This window comes from Nocardia sp. NPDC087230, from assembly GCF_044744725.1.
GTDB lineage: Bacteria > Actinomycetota > Actinomycetes > Mycobacteriales > Mycobacteriaceae > Nocardia > Nocardia canadensis.
Genome location: NZ_JBIUYV010000015.1, coordinates 38,177 through 51,238 on the forward strand (window position 1 = coordinate 38,177; position 13,062 = coordinate 51,238).

Here is a 13,062-nt window from a genome sequence, read left to right on the forward strand (position 1 = left end):
CCCTCAGTTCGGGAATGTCGGCACGAGGGTCTCGCCCACTCGCGCCAAGGACACACACGGATCCGTCAGCCCGTCCAAGCTCGCGCGATTCAGGATCTGCAACTGCACGACGCCCTGCGCGACCGGGAACACGGCATTGCAGTCGAGCTTCTTCGACGCGCCGTCGACGCGGAACTCTTCGCCGGTTCGGCCGGCGATCGTGACAGCGCGGAAGTCGACATTGCCGGGCTTGGACTTGAACTGATCCACCGTCTTGTTCGTGGCGTAGACGGTCACGGCGAATGTCGGGCCATCCCATCCACAGATCTCCCACCCCGACTGCGGAACCCCCGCGACACCCTTTTCCTCACTCGCCGGATCCACCCCCGCCGCCGTCAGCGCGTCATCAGAAATCTCCGTGCACGGATTCCACAGCACCGGCTTCGCCGTCGTGGTCGCGCCGTTGGACGAGCTCTCCCCCGCGTCGCACCCCGCCAGCCCGACCACCGCGAGCCCCGCCACGATCACTGCCGTACCTGCGCGTTTCAATCCCCACCCCTTCTCGCCGTCCACTGCTCTGACCTGGGACATTAGCATGGGAAAGGGGGCTGGAGCGGGGCCGCGCAGGTGGGCCGGCCATGAGTGGACTTCGACTTTCGGCGCCGTTCGGCGGGCGCGATCCGAGGGCAAACCGGTGGTGAATCGGCCCGGTCCGCACCCGCTGATCCGCGATCGAATACCGGCTCCTCTCCCGCACGCGCCGGTGATTTCGAGTGCGCGCAGCTCGGACACCGACGACTTCGACGCGCGGGTTCGGGATGTGCCGTCGAACTTCCACACCGACGGTGTGTTCGGGCGGCCGGGGGCGGCCCTGCACCACCTGCGCTCGTACGGGGTGCCGCCGGAGCCCGCGCTGGTCCAGCACATCGTCGGCAAGAAGGTCGGGATCGGGGAGGACGCGCGGCGGTCCGGTTGATCGTCGGCTGATTCAGCGGCGGACGAGGCCGGGAACCTCGCGTCCGGTGAGGAGCAGGAGCAGGTCGAGGGTGGTGCCGCGGATCTCGGGGCCGGAGCCGACGGTCCAGGACGAATCCTCGGCCACGAGGGTGACGTCGCCGAGACGGCGCTTGGCCCAGAACGGCCAGCCCATGGTCCAGACCCGTTGGGCAGCAACGGCTGCCGCGGCCGGGTCGACAGCGATAGTGCGGCCGAGGGGGCGGGCGATGTCCTGGGCGTGCACGATGACGTCGAAATGGATGTTGCGGTAGTTGGTGACCGCGGGCAGGCGGCGAGAGTCGGCGACGGCCGACAGTTCGGCGGCGAGGTCGGGGGTGGCGTCGGCGTGGCGGACGGCGAGGTCGTGGTTGAGGCGGTGGAAGCTGCCCCGGGCGCGGGCGGCTTCGCGGAGCATGCCGAGGGGACCGGGTGGTTGTGGGGCCAGGGCCACGTGCGCGGCGACGTCGCGGATGCGCCAGCCGTCACAGCGGGAAGGACTGTCCAGCTCCGCGGGGGTGAGGGTGGTGAGCAGGTGCGCGATGGCGCGGCGCTGCTCGGCGATGATCCGCCAGTGCTGATCGACATCCATAACCACGGCCTCCAATTCGTCAGCCTTTCTGACTAATATAGTCAGTGAAGCTGACCGGATCAAGGAGTGAGATGAGCGACGACGCACTCAACCTCGGGGTTCTCCTCTTCGTTCCCTACCGGGAGATGGAGCGGCGGGTACTCCTCGCACTGGCCCAGGGCGGGTTCGACGATCTCACCCCGGCCCAGGCACGCCTGGTCGCGCGGATCGGGCCGGAGGGGTCGCGCCTGACCGAGCTGGCCGCCCAGGCACAGATCACCAAGCAGACCGCGAAGGTGCTCGTCGATCAGCTCGTCCGCAACGGATACCTCGAGCGGCATCCCGACCCCAGCGACGGACGCGCCCGGCAGCTGCGCCTGGCCGAGAAGGGCAGACGCGCCGTGGAACTGGCGAACCGGACAGCATCGAAGGTAGAGGCAGAGTGGATCACCCATCTGGGACAACCCGCCGCCAACGACCTACGGCACACCCTGATCGAACTCCGGCGGATCACCGATCCGTACCACACCGAACCAGAGCAGCGCACGACTCCGAGATGACCCGCATCATCGACGGGCATTCCGCCGCCTCGTTCTGCCCGTCCATTCCCACCGCTACCCGGGTGCGCACCCGGGCCAGGCCGTGGAAGGCATCGACACTGCTCGTGTAGAGCGGCAGATCGTTCGCGGAAGCTATCGCGGCGTGTGGCCAGGTCTCGCTTCGGGCGGAAGATCACCGACCCATATCGATGACGGCGACATCGTGCCAACCCGCGATCGACGGCTTACGATCCGTCCGGCGAATGGGACCGTGACGAGCATCCCTGCACCCAGCGGCATGTTTCGGGGGATACTTGAGGAGGCACCCGTCGCGAGGCGGGGCCACATCGCAGCAATTTCAGGGAAAGGGAGCTTGACGACGTGGATGCGCGTTCGCTTGCGCTGGTCCGCGCCGATTTCCGCGGGGTGTCGGAGACACCCGGTGGCCCCGAGCGGCTGATCAGCGCTTTCTACGGTCACCTGTTCGCGCAGAACCCGGCGTTACGGGAGCTGTTCCCCCCCGCGATGGACATGATGCCCAAGCGCCTGGTGACGGCGCTGCAGTATGTCCTGGACAACCTGGAGGACTTCGAGCGCGCGCAGAAGTTCCTCGAGCAACTGGCCCGCGACCACCGGAAATACGGCGTCGAGGCGGACCACTACGACATGGCGGGCCGGGCGTTGCTCTCGGCGCTGCGCTCCTTCCACGGCAACCGGTGGACCAGGGAACTGCACGAGGGCTGGAGCGATATCACCATCCTCGTCTCGGCCTCGATGGCGATCGGCGCCAACGAGGACAAATCGCAGCCGTTCTGGGGAGCGACGGTGGTCGGGCATCGCAAGGTGCTCGACGATCTGGCCATCGTGCGGCTGCAGGCCGACGGACCGATCCCGTTCAAGGCGGGCCAATACGTGCCCGTGCAGGTGCCGCAGCGGCCGAACATGTGGCGCTACTTCTCCCCCGCGATCCCCGCGAATCCGTATGGCGAGATCGAATTCCATGTGCGCCGGATCAGCGGCGGCTGGGTGAGTCCCGCGATCGTCAACGACACCAAGGTCGGTGATCGATGGAAGATCGCCGGTCCGCTCGGCGGCCTGCACGTCGACCGGGAGTCCGGGCGCGATGTGCTGTTCATCGGCTCCGGCACCGGTATCGCGCCGCTGCGCGCGCAGCTGATCGAGATGAGTCAGCGCGGCATCAATCCGCGCGTGCACTTCTTCGTCGGCGGGCACTTCCCGGGCGACCTCTACGACGTCGACAACATGTGGCAGCTGTCCCAGTCCAACCCGTGGCTGACGGTGGTGCCGGTGTGCGAGGAACGCGACGACCCGTGGTGGTATCCGCAGCGGCCCGCGTCCGCGCCGAGCGGCATGTACCGTCGCCTGGTCGGTAACCTGGGTGCGGTGGTGACCAGCTTCGGCGCGTGGGCCGACCGGCAGATCCAGCTCGCCGGCTCACCCCGGATGATCGCCGACACCCGCCGCGCGCTGATCCGGGCCGGCACCCCACCGGAGATCATCGCCGCCGACCCCGTCGGCTGAGAACCCGTCCCGCACTACCCGTTTCGCGAAAGAGACCGATGAGCGAGATTCCCGATCCGGCCTGGACGGCGACCGTCGTCGGCCACCACCGCCTGCGCAACGACCTCGCCGTGATCCGGCTGATCGGCGACTTCGTGCCGTTCGCGGCGGGCGGTTCGGTCGAAGTCGAGGTGCCTCAGCACCCCGGCGTGCGGCGCAGGCTCTCGCCCGCGCTGCCGCCGTCACTCGACGGCAAACTGGAATTCCATGTGCGCACGGTGCCCGGCGGCTGGTGCTCGAGTTCGATCGTCGCCGACACCAAGCCCGGCGACCAGTGGCGGATCAACGCGCCCTACGGCATCTTCCACATCGATCCCGAGGCCACCGAGGTGGTGATGATCGCGGGCGGCACCGGCCTGGCGCCGATGCGCGCGCAGATCCTCGACCTGGCCCGGCGCGAGAACCCGCCGCGCACCTATCTCTTCTACGGTGGCCGCTCCCCGCGCGACCTCTACGCCGCCGACATGCTGTTCCTGCTGTCGGGCGAATTGCCCTGGCTGACGGTGATTCCCGTGGTCGAGAGCCCCGACGATCCGCCGATCCGCGACGAATGGCACGAGCACTCCCGCGTCGACATCGGCTTCGCCCCCGCCGAGATGCTGCACGGCACACTCGCCGACGTCGCCGCCGCGCACGGCCCCTTCGATCAGCACCAGGTCCTGGTCTGCGGCTCCCCCGCCATGGTCCGCACCACGGTCGACCGCCTCATCGAAACGGGCACTCCCCCGACGAACATCATCGCCGAGGGGGCCTAGAACAGGGGCCACTGCACCAGCACCTGCCCGAACGTGTCATCCGGCAGATTCTGAGAAGACGCAGTTGAGAATTATCCCATCTCGTTCTGATCTGCCCGCAGAAGGGGATCGTCGGACCACGGATCCCCATATATTTCATACGGGTCACCCAGCTCGTTCAGACGCTCGCGACCAGCCGATGTGATCGCCGCACGAAAAACCTCGCTCGATCCAATTTCAGCGTCGGAAATCTCAAGATACCCGGTCGAATTGTTGAATCCTTCCGCGATTCGGCGAATCCCATCCTCGACGGGGACCGTCCACGGTTCCCATGATCGCCCGCCTCCTGGAAACGCCCCGAGTTGGATGTACCCACGCGTAGCCAGGTCCTGGATCACCTCCAGAACACGACGTCGGGAGTACTCTTGGGGCGTGATTTTCTGCACGTCGGCGTCGAATTCGGCGATCGGCGCCCAGTCGTCATCGATCGCGTACAGCAAAAAGTTCTCCAGCTTCGTATTGATCATTTCGGTAGATGCACCTTCACTGGCTTGCCGCTTCCGGGATACTTGACATCGATGGTGACGCCTCCCGAATCACTGGTGTCTCTGATACGAACCTCTGTTCCGTCCGGCAGACGGGAACCACGGCCTGGGTAGGTACCGACATCCATCGGCTCACCCTTTCGAGTGATCTGATCGTACAGTTCCCGAATCTCCTCGTCGGTATCCAGTTCACGATGCGGTTTGGTATTGCCGGGCCGGGTGGCCGATTCAAGAAGCTCCTTGACCTCCTCGGCGTTTGCCGGCCCGGCCGACGCGGCACCACCGCCGCCCGCAGTGACGTCCGGCGCATCGTCTGCGGCAATGTAGACAGCCAAGCCCGCGATGGCTGCGATCGCCGCGCTGACCCCAGCATTGGTGAGATCGGGGATCCCCGTGAACCCGCCTGTGGTGGTGCCGACCGCGACAACCGCGCCGAAGATGACGAGGAGGCGGCTGGCGGTCACTGTGTTCTTGATGATCAGGGCGGTGCTCTCGACAATCTCGACCGTGATGACGGCACCACCCGCGGCGGCGCCACCGGAGGCGAGTCCGGCCGTGAAGACAGCGGTGACCGCGACGACGGCGATGGTGATACCGATGGCCGCGGCGATCTCGATACCTGCTTGGGCAACCGCGGATTGGATCTCGGTACGCATGTCGGTGAGCGCGGTGTGGTGCTCGGAGACCGGAGTGACCATGCCCTTGGCGGCCTCGGCCACCAGCTTCGCGGCCTGTTCGAGGGTGTTGAGCTTCTCCTCGATATCGAGGATGTTCGGGTCGGTGCTGCCGGTGAACTTGGCGTTGACTCCTTTGACCCGGTCGGCGGCACCGGTGATATAGCCACTGTCGGCGAACGCTTTCCACGCATCGCGCGCTTTGACGAGCTTGGTCGCGTCACCGTTGGGGATCTTGCCGACCTTCTCCAACAGCCCGACGACGGCGCCTTCGTCCAAACCGGCCCCGTTGTCACCTTTCGCGGTGACTGGAAGTGCCATCCCGGAGTCGTACAGCGGTTCCGATGCCGAGGGGCGTGCGGGTTCGGGGCCGCTGGCAGTGGCTCGGTTCGAATGCCACCAGTTGTAGCCGCACGCTTCCAGCACATCGCCGTACCGACGCAGGGCATTGGCCAATGTGGCTGTCAAGGTGACGATGTCTGCTGCGTGCCGGTCGTAGGCAGTGGTCCAGTCAGTGCATTTCTCGTGGTCGCCGGCCATTCCACCGCACTCGTTCTGCAGGGTGGAGTTGAGCGGCCCCAGCGCGAGGCTGATGTCGTCGGCAAGCAGGTGACACTTCTTTCCGGCGTCGTAGTACATGCCGGAATCAATGGTCCAGGACACCTGGCTATCCGCCTTGGAGCATCCGCTTGTTGGTCTCGGCCGCAGTCGAATACCGACCATGAGCGGACCTTGCGGCCGTGCTCATGTCCTGAATTCCCTCGGCGAACTCACGCGCCCCGACTATCCACTGCTGATGGGCGACTTGATAGGCGTCCGCCGCGAGACCTTCCCAGGTGGTGCCCTTCAGCGTCGCGACATGATCATCGATGTCATCGAGATGATCGGCGACGAAGCCGGCGAGTCCAGCCAAGCGCGCCACGATCTGATCGAGCTGATCCATATCGACAGAGAACTCCGAACCCATCACGACTCCGTCAGATCGAGGCCAGCCAAATTGAGACTGTAAGACGTTGCGGTGTCCTGGTTCTGGAAGTTGTCCGCGGCGATACCCAGCTTCTCGGCCATACTGGTCAGAGCGGTGCAGATCTGGGTTCCGCCGTCGTTGGTTTCGGTCCAGCCGGTCCTGAAATCATCGGCGAGATCCCCGGTCCAGCCGCCAGTGAGCAGGGTCTCGACCTCGCGGCTCGCTGAATCCAACGCCGTCCGCAGCGCCTCGGCGATGCCGTAGACATATCTACCGACATCGCGCACTTCGTCGGGAACCACCGACAACGACTGACCGTCGCTCCCCCCAGGAGTACTCATGGGGTGCGACGCTACCGGACACCGGTATGCGCCGCGAGCGCTGCAGATCTCGGTCGCCGACCCGAGGGCTACCCGACCGAGCGAACCTCGGGCCTAGAACAGGGGGTCGTGGCGGATCGACTTGGCCTGGGTGCCCGCGGCCATCAGGCGGAACTTGGTGGTCTGGACCATCGAGGGGGAGCCGACGATCTGGACGTCGCGATCGGCCCAGGGGCCGTAGCTGGCGACGACCTTGCCGATCTGGCCGGTCATCCGGGGCTCGAGGCCGGGTAGGTCGGCCTGCGGTTCGCCGGAATCGTAGTACCACCAGGGGTTCTCGTCGCTCTCGCTGACGGGGGTGACGGTGAGCCACTTGTTGGCGACGGCCAGCTGGCTCAGCACCTGCAGGTCGTAGAGGTCGCACGGGTGGTGGCCGCCGACGAACAGGTGGACCTTCGGGTTCACCCGGCGCTGGGCCATCGACATGATCTGCGCGCGCAGCGGCGCGATGCCGGTGCCGCAGCCGACCATCAGCATCTTGCGTTTGGTGTTGCGCGGCACGCCGAGCCCGCCGAGCGGCGAACCGAGCAGCCACTGGTCGCCGACGGTGGTGTGCGAGACCATGGCCGGGCTCACCCAGCCGCCGAGCACGCTGCGCACGTGGAACTCGATCTCGCCGTTGGCGTTCGCCGGGTTGGCCGGGGACAGGTAGCGCCACATCCGGGGCCGCGCGGGCACCTGGACACTGAGGTACTGGCCGGCCGCGTACTGCATGGGCTGCTCGAGCTGGACCCGGATGACCGCGAGGTTGCGCAGCACCTCCCGGCGTTCGACCACGGTCGCGCTCCAGGCGGCGGGGGTGGTCTCCTTGTCGGCGGCGCTGATCATCGCGCCGCTGATGGTGGCCAGGCCCTCGTCCCAGGCGCTGGCGACCTCGTCGGTCCACATCTCGGTCCCGGCGAACTGGCGCATGGCCGACTTCAGCGAATTGGCGACCGCGACGTAGTGCGCGGGTTGCACACCGTACTTGCGGTGATCGCGCCCGAGCTGGGCCAGGAAGGGAAGCAGCTTGTCCGGTTCTTCCAGCCGGTCGAGCGCGTAGGAGATCGCCTTGACGAGCCGGTCACGCTGGGAGTCCATGGCGGCCGGGAAGTAGTCACGGATTCCGGGATAGTCCGTGAACAGGATCGAGTAGAACGACCTGGCTAGCTTCTCGGGCCCACCGTCTTCCGCAGCAACCGCCTTGAACGTAGTTCGGATCAAAGCGACAGTCCGCGAATCCATATGTGTCACAACCTCGTTTCGCCATCGAACGCTAGCCGCGCCGGCGAGTGACGGGCTGGGAGGACACTCGTCAGCAGCCGATGCGAGAAGTCTAGGCGAGGTTTGCCAGCTTCGGAATCGTACTCTTAAACATCACGCATGTAATTCTGTGAAAACCAGATAGTACTCATCAGTATCACCTGAAAACATACCCCAAGATCGTTAAGGACCGGTGAACACGACCTCACGCTTTGCTGATCTTGCCCGCAAAAGCACCGATCTCGCACCAATGTGCCTGGTAGAGCGACTCTTCCGCTACGAATCCGGGGCCCCGAAATCCGACGCGCCGTGCCGCGACACGCGGGGACGGTGTGTCGGAGAGCTGCGATTCTCCTGCGGAAACAGGCTCCGATTGGTCCGAATTCAGCGTCCTTCCAGCAAACTTCCGTGATGGTTCCGAGATATATCCGCACCTCACAGCGTTGCGCCGGGGTAGGGGATGAGCAAGATCACGAATAAAGAGGTTGCTGGAGAATCACCAGACGGTCGCCGGGGGTTGACCGACCGACGGCCGAGCCCCCGGCCCGCGACCGCGGGAGCGGATCGCGAACCGGGGGCTCGGCCGAAACGTGGACCTCAGCGCCGATGCCGTGGCTGCCAGACCACGAGCGCGGTGCTGCGCTGGGGCGGCGACAGGTCGGGCCGGTAGCCCGCCCGCAACTGCTCCAGCTCGGCGCTCATCTCCTCGACGCGCTGCTGCAGCGCCTCCACCTGGTTGGTGAGTTCGATGATGCGCTTGATGCCGGCGAGGTTGACACCCTCGTCCTGCGACAGCCGCTGCACTTCGCGCAGCAGCTCGACATCGCGGGCCGAGTACCGGCGTCCGCCACCCGAAGTGCGTTGAGGCGTGACCAAACCCAGCCGGTCATAGGTGCGCAACGTCTGCGCGTGCATACCCGCCAGCTGAGCCGCCACCGAGATCATGAAGAACTCGGCACGCGAGGCCCCACCCGACGCGGACTTCGGATTATCGGACATCGTCAAGCACCCGCCCATCCCGCACGCGGATCGAAGCCACCCGCCTTCTCCGCCTCCTGATAGCGCTTGAGCGCATCGGTGGCATCGGAATCCAGGTTCTGCGGAACCGCGACCTTCACCGTGACCAGCAGGTCACCGGCGCCGCCCGCCGCGCCGCGCTTGGGCACACCGCGACCGCGTACCCGCAGGATACGCCCGTCGGCGGTGCCCGGCGGCACCTTCACACCGACCCGGCCGTCCAGCGTCGGCACGGAAACAGTTGTCCCCAGCACCAATTCGCTGTAGCTCACCGGGAGCACCAGGGTGAGGTCGTCGCCCTGACGGCCGAACACCTTGTCCTGGCTGACGTGCACGGTCACGTAGAGGTCGCCCGAGGGCGCCCCACGCAAGCCCGCTTCGCCCTGCCCGGCCAACCGGATCTTCTGTCCGTCACTGACGCCGGGCGGAATCCGGACGGTGATCGTGCGGGTGCGGTTCTGGATGCCGGTGCCTGAGCAGTCCGTGCACGGATCGTCGATGATCGACCCGGTGCCGCGGCAGTCGTCGCAGGGCTCGCTGAAACCGAACGCGCCCTGATTGCGGCTGACCACACCGGAACCATTGCAGTGCGGACACACTCGCGGGCTGGTGCCCGGCTTGGCGCCGCTGCCGTGGCACGTGGTGCACGGCGACGGACTGGTCATCCGCAGCGGGACGGTGACGCCCTGGGCCGCCTCGCGGAAGCCCAGCGTCGTCTCGGTCTCCACATCGGCGCCCCGGCGCGGACGGCTCGCGCCGCGCGCGCCACCCCGGTTGAACAGCCCGCCCAGCAGATCGCCGAGCCCGCCGTCGCCGGCACCGGCGCCGCCGGCCTGGCCGAAGATGTCACCGATGTTGAAGTCCTGCGAGAAGCCGGCGCCGGCGCCGGGGGTGAACCCGCCACCGCCGTAGCCACGACCGCCACCGCCCGCGAACAGGCGGCGCGTCTCGTCGTACTCCTTGCGCTTGGCCGGATCCGACAGCACGGCATTGGCCTCGCTGACCGCCTTGAACCGCTCCTCGGCCTTGGTGTCACCCGGGTTGGAGTCCGGATGCAGGTCGCGGGCGAGCTTGCGGTAGGCCTTCTTGATCTCGTCCTGCGAGGCGCCGGAGGAGACACCCAGCTCCTTGTAGAAGTCCTTCTCGATCCACTCCCGTTGGCTCACCGGGCATCTCCTCCTCTCTGTGTTGAATTGCGCCGCTCTCGGGGCCCTGCGTGGTTACGCTCCGCTACCGCCTCCGGGCCCGTCGTTCGCGGCGCGTTCCTATTGGTTGTCGCCGTCGGCATCCGAATCCGATGCCCCCACGGCCTCGGCATCGGTTACCCCGACCAGCGCGTGCCGAAGCACCCGTTCGCCGAACCGATAGCCCTTGCGCATGACCAGGCCGATCACCGGATCCGCGCCCGAACCCTCGTGCTGCACGGCCTCGTGCAGCGTGGGGTCGAACGGGTCACCGACGCTGCCGAATTCGACGAGACCCTGCTTGGTCAGCGCGGTCTCGAGCTTGTCGGCGACGGCCTTGAGCGGGCCGGTCTCCAGGTCGCCGTGCGCCCTGGCCCGGTCCAGATCGTCGAGCACACCGAGCAACTCGGTCACCACCGCGGCCTTGGCCGCGTCGATGTTGGCCTGACGATCCCGCTCCACCCGGCGGCGGTAGTTCGCGTATTCCGCGGTCAACCGCTGCAGGTCGGCGGTGCGCTCGGCCAGCTCGTCGCTGACCGGCGCCTCGGCCTCGCCGTCGGTGGTCGGCTCCGCCGCCACGTCGGCGGCGGAGTCGGCATCGGTGACGATGTCTTCGATCAGCTCCTGTTCGGAGTTGGCCTCGGTCACTTCTTCTCCGTGTCGACCGGCTCGTCCACGACCTCGGCGTCGACGACACCGTCGTCATCGACCGGGCCCGCGCCGTTGCCCTCGGCGGCGGCGTCGGCGGCCTGCGACTCGTAGAGCGCCTGGCCCAGGGCCTGCGACTCGGTCGCCAGCTTCTCCACCGCGGTCTTCACAGCCGCGATGTCGGTGCCGGCCAGCGCGGTGTTGGCCTCGGCGATGGCCTCTTCGACCTTCGACTTGATGTCGGCCGGGACCTTGTCCTCGTTGTCCTTGATGAACTTCTCGGTCTGGTGCACCAGCGACTCGGCCTGGTTGCGGGTCTCGGCCTCCTCGCGGCGGGCCTTGTCCTCGGCGGCGTGCGCCTCGGCATCCTTGACCATCCGGTCGATCTCTTCCTTGGACAGGCCGGAGCCGTCCTGGATCTTGATCTTGTTTTCCTTGCCGGTGCCCTTGTCCTTGGCGGTCACGTGCACGATGCCGTTGGCGTCGATGTCGAAGGTGACCTCGATCTGCGGCACGCCACGCGGGGCCGGGGGCAGGCCGGTCAGCTCGAAGGAGCCGAGCAGCTTGTTGTGCGAGGCGATCTCGCGCTCACCCTGGAACACCTGGATCTGCACCGACGGCTGGTTGTCGTCGGCCGTGGTGAAGGTCTCCGAGCGCTTGGTCGGAATGGTGGTGTTGCGCTCGATGAGCTTGGTCATCACGCCACCCTTGGTCTCGATGCCCAGCGACAGCGGGGTGACATCGAGCAGCAGGACGTCCTTGACCTCGCCCTTGAGCACACCGGCCTGCAGGGCGGCGCCGACGGCGACGACCTCGTCCGGGTTCACGCCCTTGTTCGGCTCACGGCCGCCGGTCAGTTCCTTGACCAGGTCGGAGACGGCGGGCATACGGGTGGAGCCACCGACGAGCACGACGTGGTCGATGTCGGCCACGTTGATGCCGGCGTCCTTGATGACGGACTGGAACGGCGCGCGGGTGCGGTCCAGCAGATCGGAGGTGATCTTCTGGAACTCGGCGCGGGTCAGCTGCTCGTCGAGGAACAGCGGGTTCTTGTCCGCGTCGACGGTGATGTAGGGCAGGTTGATCGAGGTCGACTGGCTCGACGACAGCTCGATCTTCGCCTTCTCGGCGGCCTCGCGCAGACGCTGCATGGCCATCTTGTCCTTGGTCAGGTCGATGCCCGAGGACGCCTTGAACTTGTCGACCAGCCAGGACACGACCCGCTCGTCCCAGTCGTCGCCACCGAGGTGGTTGTCACCGGAGGTCGCGCGGACCTCGACGACGCCCTCGCCGATTTCCAGCAGCGAGACGTCGAAGGTGCCGCCACCGAGGTCGAAGACCAGGATGGTCTGCTCTTTGTCGCCCTTGTCCAGGCCGTACGCGAGCGCGGCCGCGGTGGGCTCGTTGACGATGCGCAGCACGTTCAGGCCGGCGATCTGGCCGGCTTCCTTGGTGGCCTGACGCTGGGCGTCCTCGAAGTAGGCCGGGACGGTGATGACCGCGTCGGTGATCTCCTCACCGAGGTAGGCCTCGGCGTCGCGCTTCAGCTTCATCAGCGTGCGCGCGGAGATTTCCTGCGGGGTGTACTTCTTGCCATCGATCTCGACGTTCCAGTCGGTGCCGATGTGGCGCTTGACCGAGCGGATAGTGCGGTCGACGTTGGTGACGGCCTGGTTCTTGGCAGGCTGACCGACGAGAACCTCACCGTTCTTCGCGAACGCGACGATCGACGGGGTGGTGCGCGAGCCTTCCGAATTCGCGACGACGACCGGCTCGCCGCCTTCGAGAACGGAGACGACAGAGTTCGTGGTCCCGAGGTCGATTCCGACCGCACGAGCCATAGTGATTCCTCCTGTTTGACGAACTTAGGGGCAACAGTCTCAGTAACACTGAGCGTGGTGGGCTCAATCCTGCCCTCGAGGTCCCTCGCGAGTCAACCCAGACTTGAGTCACTCACGCTCAATGTTGTCGATCTGCACAACCAGCAGCTGCGGCGATTCATTCCCGC

At 66.5% G+C, this 13,062-nt stretch carries 15 protein-coding genes; 4 read left to right on the top strand and 11 right to left on the bottom strand.

Going from position 1 to position 13,062, the window contains the following annotated elements:
* Positions 1 to 3: 3 nt before the first annotated feature.
* Positions 4 to 552, bottom strand: coding sequence for a DUF3558 domain-containing protein (locus tag ACIO52_RS30490; RefSeq protein ID WP_316572962.1), 549 nt, complete (start codon positions 550 to 552; stop codon positions 4 to 6).
* Positions 553 to 742: 190 nt separating this feature from the next.
* Between ACIO52_RS30490 and ACIO52_RS30495 the strand changes: the two genes are divergently transcribed.
* Positions 743 to 955 carry a hypothetical protein gene (locus ACIO52_RS30495; RefSeq protein ID WP_402648737.1) on the top strand — a complete coding sequence of 71 codons (213 nt, stop codon included), beginning with the start codon at positions 743 to 745 and terminating at the stop codon, positions 953 to 955.
* 12 nt (positions 956 to 967) lie between these two features.
* On the opposite strand, the gene ACIO52_RS30500 is transcribed toward ACIO52_RS30495, so the two are convergent.
* Complete coding sequence (locus ACIO52_RS30500; RefSeq protein WP_218716170.1) at positions 968 to 1,564, bottom strand: maleylpyruvate isomerase family mycothiol-dependent enzyme; 597 nt, start codon at positions 1,562 to 1,564, stop codon at positions 968 to 970.
* Positions 1,565 to 1,635: 71 nt separating this feature from the next.
* Between ACIO52_RS30500 and ACIO52_RS30505 the strand changes: the two genes are divergently transcribed.
* From ACIO52_RS30505 to ACIO52_RS30515, 3 genes are all read left to right on the top strand, one after another.
* Entirely contained in the window at positions 1,636 to 2,103 is a 468-nt protein-coding gene (locus tag ACIO52_RS30505; protein WP_218716169.1) for a MarR family winged helix-turn-helix transcriptional regulator, read from the top strand.
* 360 nt (positions 2,104 to 2,463) lie between these two features.
* Positions 2,464 to 3,624 (top strand): FAD-binding oxidoreductase, encoded by a 1,161-nt coding sequence (locus tag ACIO52_RS30510; RefSeq protein WP_218716168.1) that lies wholly within the window; start codon positions 2,464 to 2,466, stop codon positions 3,622 to 3,624.
* A gap of 38 nt (positions 3,625 to 3,662) precedes the next feature.
* On the top strand, positions 3,663 to 4,418 hold the full coding sequence (locus ACIO52_RS30515; RefSeq protein WP_218716167.1) for an FAD-binding oxidoreductase: 756 nt from the start codon (positions 3,663 to 3,665) through the stop codon (positions 4,416 to 4,418).
* 71 nt (positions 4,419 to 4,489) lie between these two features.
* Here the strand turns inward: ACIO52_RS30515 and ACIO52_RS30520 are convergent, their stop codons facing one another.
* From ACIO52_RS30520 to dnaK, 9 genes are all read right to left on the bottom strand, one after another.
* Positions 4,490 to 4,924 (bottom strand): hypothetical protein, encoded by a 435-nt coding sequence (locus ACIO52_RS30520; protein ID WP_342801881.1) that lies wholly within the window; start codon positions 4,922 to 4,924, stop codon positions 4,490 to 4,492.
* Positions 4,921 to 6,279: a hypothetical protein gene (locus ACIO52_RS30525; protein WP_402648743.1), complete on the bottom strand. Its 1,359-nt coding sequence runs from the start codon at positions 6,277 to 6,279 to the stop codon at positions 4,921 to 4,923. The genes ACIO52_RS30520 and ACIO52_RS30525 overlap by 4 nt, the downstream gene beginning before the upstream one ends.
* A gap of 4 nt (positions 6,280 to 6,283) precedes the next feature.
* Complete coding sequence (locus tag ACIO52_RS30530; protein ID WP_402648746.1) at positions 6,284 to 6,583, bottom strand: WXG100 family type VII secretion target; 300 nt, start codon at positions 6,581 to 6,583, stop codon at positions 6,284 to 6,286.
* Positions 6,583 to 6,924: a WXG100 family type VII secretion target gene (locus ACIO52_RS30535; RefSeq protein ID WP_402648748.1), complete on the bottom strand. Its 342-nt coding sequence runs from the start codon at positions 6,922 to 6,924 to the stop codon at positions 6,583 to 6,585. Before ACIO52_RS30535 ends, ACIO52_RS30530 begins: the two co-directional genes overlap by 1 nt.
* A gap of 93 nt (positions 6,925 to 7,017) precedes the next feature.
* On the bottom strand, positions 7,018 to 8,187 hold the full coding sequence (locus ACIO52_RS30540; protein ID WP_218716166.1) for a globin domain-containing protein: 1,170 nt from the start codon (positions 8,185 to 8,187) through the stop codon (positions 7,018 to 7,020).
* Positions 8,188 to 8,802: 615 nt separating this feature from the next.
* The gene (locus tag ACIO52_RS30545; protein ID WP_218716165.1) at positions 8,803 to 9,204 is read right to left on the bottom strand and encodes a heat shock protein transcriptional repressor HspR; all 402 of its coding nucleotides are present in this window, start codon (positions 9,202 to 9,204) and stop codon (positions 8,803 to 8,805) included.
* 2 nt (positions 9,205 to 9,206) lie between these two features.
* Positions 9,207 to 10,388, bottom strand: a complete 1,182-nt coding sequence (dnaJ, locus tag ACIO52_RS30550; RefSeq protein WP_218716164.1) for a molecular chaperone DnaJ — start codon at positions 10,386 to 10,388, stop codon at positions 9,207 to 9,209.
* Positions 10,389 to 10,487: 99 nt separating this feature from the next.
* Positions 10,488 to 11,015 (bottom strand): nucleotide exchange factor GrpE, encoded by a 528-nt coding sequence (gene grpE, locus ACIO52_RS30555; protein ID WP_374104819.1) that lies wholly within the window; start codon positions 11,013 to 11,015, stop codon positions 10,488 to 10,490.
* Positions 11,016 to 11,050: 35 nt separating this feature from the next.
* Positions 11,051 to 12,895 (bottom strand): molecular chaperone DnaK, encoded by a 1,845-nt coding sequence (gene dnaK, locus ACIO52_RS30560; RefSeq protein WP_218716162.1) that lies wholly within the window; start codon positions 12,893 to 12,895, stop codon positions 11,051 to 11,053.
* Positions 12,896 to 13,062: the final 167 nt, after the last annotated feature.

Excerpts from the sequence above, each read along its gene's own strand:
- ACIO52_RS30520 (WP_342801881.1), bottom strand. The coding sequence starts at position 4,924 with ATGATCAATACGAAGCTGGAGAACTTTTTGCTGTACGCGATCGATGAC.
- ACIO52_RS30500 (WP_218716170.1), bottom strand. The coding sequence starts at position 1,564 with ATGGATGTCGATCAGCACTGGCGGATCATCGCCGAGCAGCGCCGCGCC.
- ACIO52_RS30535 (WP_402648748.1), bottom strand. The coding sequence starts at position 6,924 with ATGAGTACTCCTGGGGGGAGCGACGGTCAGTCGTTGTCGGTGGTTCCC.
- ACIO52_RS30505 (WP_218716169.1), top strand. The coding sequence starts at position 1,636 with ATGAGCGACGACGCACTCAACCTCGGGGTTCTCCTCTTCGTTCCCTAC.
- dnaK (WP_218716162.1), bottom strand. The coding sequence starts at position 12,895 with ATGGCTCGTGCGGTCGGAATCGACCTCGGGACCACGAACTCTGTCGTC.
- ACIO52_RS30540 (WP_218716166.1), bottom strand. The coding sequence starts at position 8,187 with ATGGATTCGCGGACTGTCGCTTTGATCCGAACTACGTTCAAGGCGGTT.
- ACIO52_RS30545 (WP_218716165.1), bottom strand. The coding sequence starts at position 9,204 with ATGTCCGATAATCCGAAGTCCGCGTCGGGTGGGGCCTCGCGTGCCGAG.
- ACIO52_RS30530 (WP_402648746.1), bottom strand. The coding sequence starts at position 6,583 with ATGGGTTCGGAGTTCTCTGTCGATATGGATCAGCTCGATCAGATCGTG.
- ACIO52_RS30515 (WP_218716167.1), top strand. The coding sequence starts at position 3,663 with ATGAGCGAGATTCCCGATCCGGCCTGGACGGCGACCGTCGTCGGCCAC.